We start from the raw sequence: 5,952 nt of genomic DNA on the forward strand, positions 1-5,952 counted from the left end.
GGCACGCCCACCGCCACCCCGACCGGCACCCCAACGGGAACTCCGACCGGGTTTCCGACCCCAAGCCGCACAAAGCTACCGGTGACCGGCGGTAGCGGCGATAGTGCGCTGATACCCGTCCTGACGGGCCTCGGCACCATCTCCGTCGCCGCCGGCGCCGCCTTGCTTCTCGCCTACCGCCGCAGGGCCTCCGAGTCCTGACCGGGCAGACCCGGCGGCCGGTGACCGGCCGCCGGGTCACGGCTCCAATACGCCCGTTACAGGGATCGTTCGACCGCCGAGAAACAGCATGATCTTGAGGTTGGCGACTCCGCCCACTTCAGGACCCGAAGGAGTCATCCCACGCGCAAACACCACGTTCCCCGAAGATCGATCGGATTGTCGATCATCCTGGTTGTCTGCCCGTCCGGCGAGGACACATGCTCTTGCGACCGAACTCCCCAGAAGCCCCGGCCTACCTAACTACTCAGGCGGCCCGGGGCTTCGTCGTATGTCGCGCGGACGGCGGGCTAGCACCGACGCCGCTGGCGGCCGAAGGCCAGAGGCGCGGCGGCGGGTCATCGGCCCGGCACAGTTCCGGCGGCGCGAGCGGCCTGCAGCGCCGGCCGCTGCTATTGGTCTGACCTTGCCGACCATCACTGAGGCGCCGCAGTCCCTTGCCGAGGACTTGCCCAACAAGGCGTTTACCTCGTCGGTGGAGCCACGTCCAAGCAGTAGGGGCTAAGGCCGAACGGATATGCGGCTTCCCGGACTCATCGGACGGCCAAGTCTTGTCCGTGGCTGCATGACTCCGCGATGTCGGCTACGGTCCCGATCTGGTTGCCACTGTCTCCCATTCGCCAGACGGCGCACGGTGGCTTCGCACGCAAGCATCTGATGACCGACTTACGCCCCTTGTCGCTCACCACTCCTGCGCTTGGCTCGAAACCATCGAACGCGGCTTGGATTCGGAGCTTAATGGGGAGTTTCCCGCGAGGAGCCGGCCACTGCTGATGCGCCCTGCTGCTGCGACACGACGACCGGACCCGACGGCCAGGACTTCCATGCGGCTTACCGGTTGACTGAGATCAGGTCACGTCCGGACCATCTGGTGACTCGATTCACCGCCCCCGCAGAGCTAGAAATTCTAGCTGCCGTTCGGCGCACCGAGCAGTGCGTCAGGCTTCCGCCGACACATCGAATACGAAATCAGGCTGCACGTCTATCCGACCTTCGGCGACAAGCCGATCGCGTCCATTCAGCCGGCCACCATCCGTGGATGGGCACGCAAGCTACATGGGGCCATATCGCCGCTACTTCCAGCGGAAGTGGACGAAAAGTCGGCCGAAGTTCTTCGAGTCCTTCTCCACCCGGTGGTAGAGCTGCTTGACGTCCTTCTGGTCGAGGAAGCGCAGCACCCGCTTCTTGAGCTGGCCGGAGCCCTTGCCGGGAATGATCTCGACGAGGGTGGCCTTCTTCGCCACCGCCTCGTCCATGATCCCGCGCAGCGCGCGGTCGATGTCCTGGCCCCGGTTGAAGATGTCGTGCAGGTCCAGTTTGAGCTTCATCCTGCCTCCACCACCTGCGCAGCTCCCATGGCAGCCCATGGTAGGCCGGCAGCCGCGGGGCGGGATCTCAGGCGTCGTCGTCCAGGTGGGGCTCGACACGCCCCGCCAGGAGAGGCCCTGGTGGGGTGAGCCGCGCGAAAGGTGCCTGGCCTGAACGGATCGGGGCCCGCGTCAGGGGGAAGGTGGGCCCCCTCCCCCTGACGGACGCGGTCAGTGACCGCCGCTGACCCGGGTCTCCACCCGGCGCAGCGCGGTCGTGTAGTCGGCGTTCGTCGAGTACATCGCGGCGGCGATGCGCAGGTGCCGCAGCGCATCCGCCGGACGGTTCATCCGCTCCAGCGTCCGGCCCAGCACGTGGTGCGCGTAGTGGTCGCTCGGGTCCCGGTCGACAAGCTCGCGTAGCTGCTCCTCGGCGCGGTTGAGCTGCGCTGTCTGGAAGTAGGCCCGGGCCAGCAGCTGCCGCACCGCGGAGTTGCCGGGCTCGGCCTCGACGATCGGCTCCAGCAGCCGAACCGCCCCGGACGCGTCACCCATCTCGAAGAACATGGTCGCCCGTCGGTACTCCGCCAGAAGGTCCATCGACCCACCTCCTCGTCTCGCGCCGCCACCTGATCCGACGCTGGCACAACACCGGCCGGACCGCGAGTGTTCCGCCGCCGGAACTTGCGGGCGGACGGGGTGTTAGGAAGGGGCCCTTCCTATACAAAATGCGTTAAAAGGTGCCCCTCCTTACACCAGGTTCCAGGCGCGGACGCCGCCGACGATGCCGGCCGTGTTGGGCACCACCACCACATCGTCGCCCATCCGGGCGAGTTGCTCGGGACGAATCAGCCGGGAGTTGCCGCCGCCCAGGTAGAGCCGGTCCCAGCGGAACACCGGGCGCAGCCCGTCCACCATTTGTCGGATCCGGCGGGACCAGAACGCGTCGCCGAGGCGGCGGCGCTCCACCTCCCCCACGTACGTGTCGTAGGTGGTGCCCCAGCGCACCGGGGCGTGCGACAGCTCCAGGTGCGGGGCGAGCGTGCCGCCGTCGAACAAGGCGCTGCCCAGCCCGGTGCCGAGCGTCAGCACCAGCTCGAGCCCCGTCCCGGCGACCACGCCCGCGCCGTGCACCTCGGCGTCGTTGAGCACCAGCGCGGGCACCCCGAACGCGTCGGCGAGCGCCGTCCGCGCGTCGAAGCCGGACCACTCGGCGAGCAGGTCGGGGTCGACCTTCGAGCGGGGGCCCGCCCGGGTCACGTAGTGCGGGGTGGCCACCACCACGCCGTGCCGGAGCATGCCGGGCATCCCGACGGTCACCCGGTCGGCGGTGGGCAGCCGGGCCCCGAGGTCCAGCAGCGTCTTCACGAACAGCGCCGGCGGCAGCGGGTACGGGGTGGGCATCCGCAGCGGCCGGGCCCGCATGGTCCCCGCCCCGTCGAGCACCGAAGCCTTGATCCCGCCGCCCCCGCAGTCGATCGCCAGGGTGGTCACCACACCGGTGAGTGTGCCTCGTGTCCCGGGGCCGGGCGCGACCGGCGGCGCAATCCGGTCCGACGCGGCCGATAGGCTCGTCTCCTGATGAGCGCGACTTTGGTGGTGAAGGACCTCGCGGCCGGGCACGGGGAGCGGCTGCTCTTCTCCGGGCTGGACCTGGTGGTCGCCCCGGGCGACGTGATCGGCCTGGTGGGGGTGAACGGGGCGGGCAAGTCGACGCTGCTGCGTACCCTCGCCGGGTTGCTGCCGGTCGAGTCCGGCAGCGTCACGCTGAGCCCGCCCACCGCGACCGTGGGGCACCTTCCGCAGGAGCCTGAGCGCCGCCCCGGGGAGACGGTCCGGGATTTCCTGGCCCGGCGGACCGGGGTGACGGCTGCCCAGGCGGCCCTGGACGCCGCGACCGAGGCGCTGACCGCCGGGGCGGCCGGGGCCGACGACGCGTACGCCGAGGCGCTGGAGCGCTGGTTGGGCCTGGGCGGGGCGGACCTGGAGGAGCGGGCCGAGCAGGTGGCCGCCGAGTTGGGGCTCACCGTCGACCTGGACCACCCGACGACGGCCCTCTCCGGTGGCCAGGCGGCCCGGGCCGGGCTGGCGTCGCTGCTGCTCAGCCGCTACGACGTGTTCCTGCTCGACGAGCCCACCAACGATCTGGACCTGGCCGGGCTGGACCGGCTGGAGGGGTTCGTCACCGGGCTGCGCGCCGGCACGGTGCTGGTCAGCCACGACCGGGAGTTCCTCGCCCGCACGGTGACCCGGGTGCTGGAGCTGGACCTGCACCAGCAGCTCGTCCGGCACTACGGCGGCGGCTACGCGGCGTATCTGGAGGAGCGGGAGGTGGCCCGCCGGCACGCCCGCGCCGAGTACGAGGAGTACGCCGACACCCGGGCCTCGCTGGAGGCCCGCGCCCGCACCCAACGGGCGTGGATGGAGAAGGGCGTGCGCAACGCCCGCCGCAAGGCCACCGACCCGGACAAGCACGTGAAGCACTTCCGGGGCGAGACGTCGGAGAAGCAGGCGGCGAAGGCCCGGCAGACGGACCGGCTGATCGAGCGGCTGGAGGTGGTCGAGGAGCCGCGCAGGGAGTGGGAGCTGCGGATGGAGATCGCCGCCGCGCCCCGCGCCGGCGCCGTCGTGGCCGCGCTGCGCGACGCCGTGGTAGGCCGGGGAGGCTTCACCCTCGGCCCGGTGGACCTTCAGATCGACTGGGCCGACCGGGTGGCGATCACCGGGGCGAACGGGTCCGGCAAGACCACCCTGCTCGGCGCGCTGCTGGGCCGGCTGCCGCTGGACGCCGGGCACGCCTCGCTCGGCCCGGGGGTGGTGGTCGGCGAGGTCGACCAGGCCCGGGGGCTGTTCCTCGGCGACCAGCCGCTGCTGGACGCGTTCCGGCTGGCCGTACCGGAGCTGTCGCCGGCGGACGCGCGGACGCTGCTGGCCAAGTTCGGCCTGCGGGCCGATCACGTGCTGCGCACGGCGGCGTCGCTGTCGCCGGGTGAGCGGACCCGGGCGGCGCTGGCGCTGTTGCAGGGGCGCGGGGTGAACCTGCTGGTGCTCGACGAGCCGACGAACCACCTGGACCTGGCGGCGATCGAGCAGTTGGAGTCGGCGCTGGCCGGCTACCCGGGGACGCTGCTGCTGGTGACGCACGACCGGCGGATGCTGGAGGCGGTGGCCGTCAACCGCCGGGTACGGGTGGACGGCGGGCGGGTCGCCGAGTTCTGACGGCGTGCCGACGGCGGCCGGCGGGGTGACAATGACTCCATGCTCAAGTGGGAGTACGCGCTGTTGGTCCGGCGCCGCCAGGCGGCCAGCACGGACATCGGCTGGGAGGTCGTGTTCGTCTGGTACGGCCCGGACGGCTCGATGATCGACGTCACCCCGTACGGCGACACGGCGCTGGCCCACCTGAACCGGGCCGGTGACCAGGGCTGGGAGCTGGTCGGGATGAGCGAGGACCCGTCGCAGCCGGGCAGCAGCGAGCTGCACCGGTACCACCTCAAGCGGCCCAAGACGGCGGTCGCGCCGCCCCGGCAGCGGATCCGGGGCGCGGGCCGCGCCGCCCGGCGCACCACCGGCTGACCGGGCCCGATCCCGCTCGTTCGTTCGGGGGACGTGGCCGGAGACGGGGCATATCGCCGGCTCAGCTGGGTATCGGGCGCACCGGAGGTGGCCCATGGTCGCGATGGCCCTGACCGTGCCCTCGGCCGAACGGCTCCGGGCGGTCGACGAGTTCCTCGCCGAGGCGTGGGCCGATCAGGTGGCGCACGACCGGCGGCTGCGGGAGCTGGCGGTGCGGGTGCGCTTCGACCGGGGGGTGGCCCACCTGACCGGCGAGGTCGCCGACGCCGCGCAGTTGCGCCTGCTCCGGGACCTGGTCGGCCGGCTCGCGGGGGTGTTCGGCGTCTGGTGCCGGGTACGGGTCGCCGGCCGCGACCCGGTCGTGGTCGATCTGGGCTGCGGCAGCACCAAGCAGTACCCGCTGAACCTGGGGCTGGACATCTACCCCGCCCCGGGGGTGGACGCGGTGGCCGACCTGTCCGGGTCGCTGCCGCTGGCCGACGACTCGGTGGACGTGCTGTTCGCGGTGCACATCCTGGAGCACCTGATCGACTTCCTGCCGCTGGTGGACGAGTGCCACCGGGTGTTGCGCCCAGGCGGGGTGCTGCACGTGATGAGCCCCTGGTGGGGGCACGTGAACGCGGTAGCCGACCCGACCCACGTCCGGCTGCTGGACGTGCAGACGGTCAAGGGGATCTGCCTGCAACGCCCGCCGGGCACCCCGCGCTGGTATCCGCTGCACGTGGGCTGCGACGGGGCCAGCATCTTCGCCGACCTGACGCCGTTGCCTGCGGACGCTCCGGCTCCCGCCGCCGCCCACCTGTCCCGCTTCTTCAGCTGACGGTGGGGGTGTCAGCGGGCGGGGTGGTGC

General features: G+C 71.7%; 6 protein-coding genes. 3 read left to right on the forward strand and 3 right to left on the reverse strand.

Annotated features, from left to right (window positions below; genetic code table 11):
* Positions 1-1,292: 1,292 nt before the first annotated feature.
* The 3 genes from E1258_RS28930 to E1258_RS28940 all read right to left on the reverse strand — a co-directional run bounded on the left by E1258_RS28930 (position 1,293) and on the right by E1258_RS28940 (position 3,023).
* Positions 1,293-1,547: a Smr/MutS family protein gene (locus E1258_RS28930; protein WP_007073137.1), complete on the reverse strand. Its 255-nt coding sequence runs from the start codon at positions 1,545-1,547 to the stop codon at positions 1,293-1,295.
* A 210-nt stretch (positions 1,548-1,757) separates the two neighbouring features.
* Positions 1,758-2,126 (reverse strand): M48 family metallopeptidase, encoded by a 369-nt coding sequence (locus tag E1258_RS28935; protein WP_132406704.1) that lies wholly within the window; start codon positions 2,124-2,126, stop codon positions 1,758-1,760.
* Between the two features lie 150 nt (positions 2,127-2,276).
* Positions 2,277-3,023, reverse strand: coding sequence for an ROK family protein (locus E1258_RS28940; RefSeq protein ID WP_132406706.1), 747 nt, complete (start codon positions 3,021-3,023; stop codon positions 2,277-2,279).
* A gap of 84 nt (positions 3,024-3,107) precedes the next feature.
* Between E1258_RS28940 and E1258_RS28945 the strand changes: the two genes are divergently transcribed.
* The 3 genes from E1258_RS28945 (at position 3,108) to E1258_RS28955 (ending at position 5,922) form a co-directional block, all read left to right on the forward strand.
* Entirely contained in the window at positions 3,108-4,745 is a 1,638-nt protein-coding gene (locus E1258_RS28945; RefSeq protein WP_132406709.1) for an ABC-F family ATP-binding cassette domain-containing protein, read from the forward strand.
* Positions 4,746-4,784: 39 nt separating this feature from the next.
* Positions 4,785-5,102 (forward strand): hypothetical protein, encoded by a 318-nt coding sequence (locus E1258_RS28950; protein ID WP_007073141.1) that lies wholly within the window; start codon positions 4,785-4,787, stop codon positions 5,100-5,102.
* A gap of 94 nt (positions 5,103-5,196) precedes the next feature.
* Positions 5,197-5,922, forward strand: coding sequence for a methyltransferase domain-containing protein (locus E1258_RS28955; RefSeq protein WP_007073142.1), 726 nt, complete (start codon positions 5,197-5,199; stop codon positions 5,920-5,922).
* Positions 5,923-5,952 lie beyond the last annotated feature (30 nt).

It is taken from the genome of Micromonospora sp. KC207, from assembly GCF_004348615.1.
In the GTDB taxonomy this organism is placed as follows: Bacteria; Actinomycetota; Actinomycetes; order Mycobacteriales; family Micromonosporaceae; genus Micromonospora.

Bases quoted from the DNA above. Each gene is read 5' to 3' on its own strand.
- E1258_RS28955 (WP_007073142.1), top strand. From the start codon at position 5,197: ATGGTCGCGATGGCCCTGACCGTGCCCTCGGCCGAACGGCTCCGGGCG.
- E1258_RS28935 (WP_132406704.1), bottom strand. From the start codon at position 2,126: ATGGACCTTCTGGCGGAGTACCGACGGGCGACCATGTTCTTCGAGATG.
- E1258_RS28950 (WP_007073141.1), top strand. From the start codon at position 4,785: ATGCTCAAGTGGGAGTACGCGCTGTTGGTCCGGCGCCGCCAGGCGGCC.
- E1258_RS28945 (WP_132406709.1), top strand. From the start codon at position 3,108: ATGAGCGCGACTTTGGTGGTGAAGGACCTCGCGGCCGGGCACGGGGAG.
- E1258_RS28930 (WP_007073137.1), bottom strand. From the start codon at position 1,547: ATGAAGCTCAAACTGGACCTGCACGACATCTTCAACCGGGGCCAGGAC.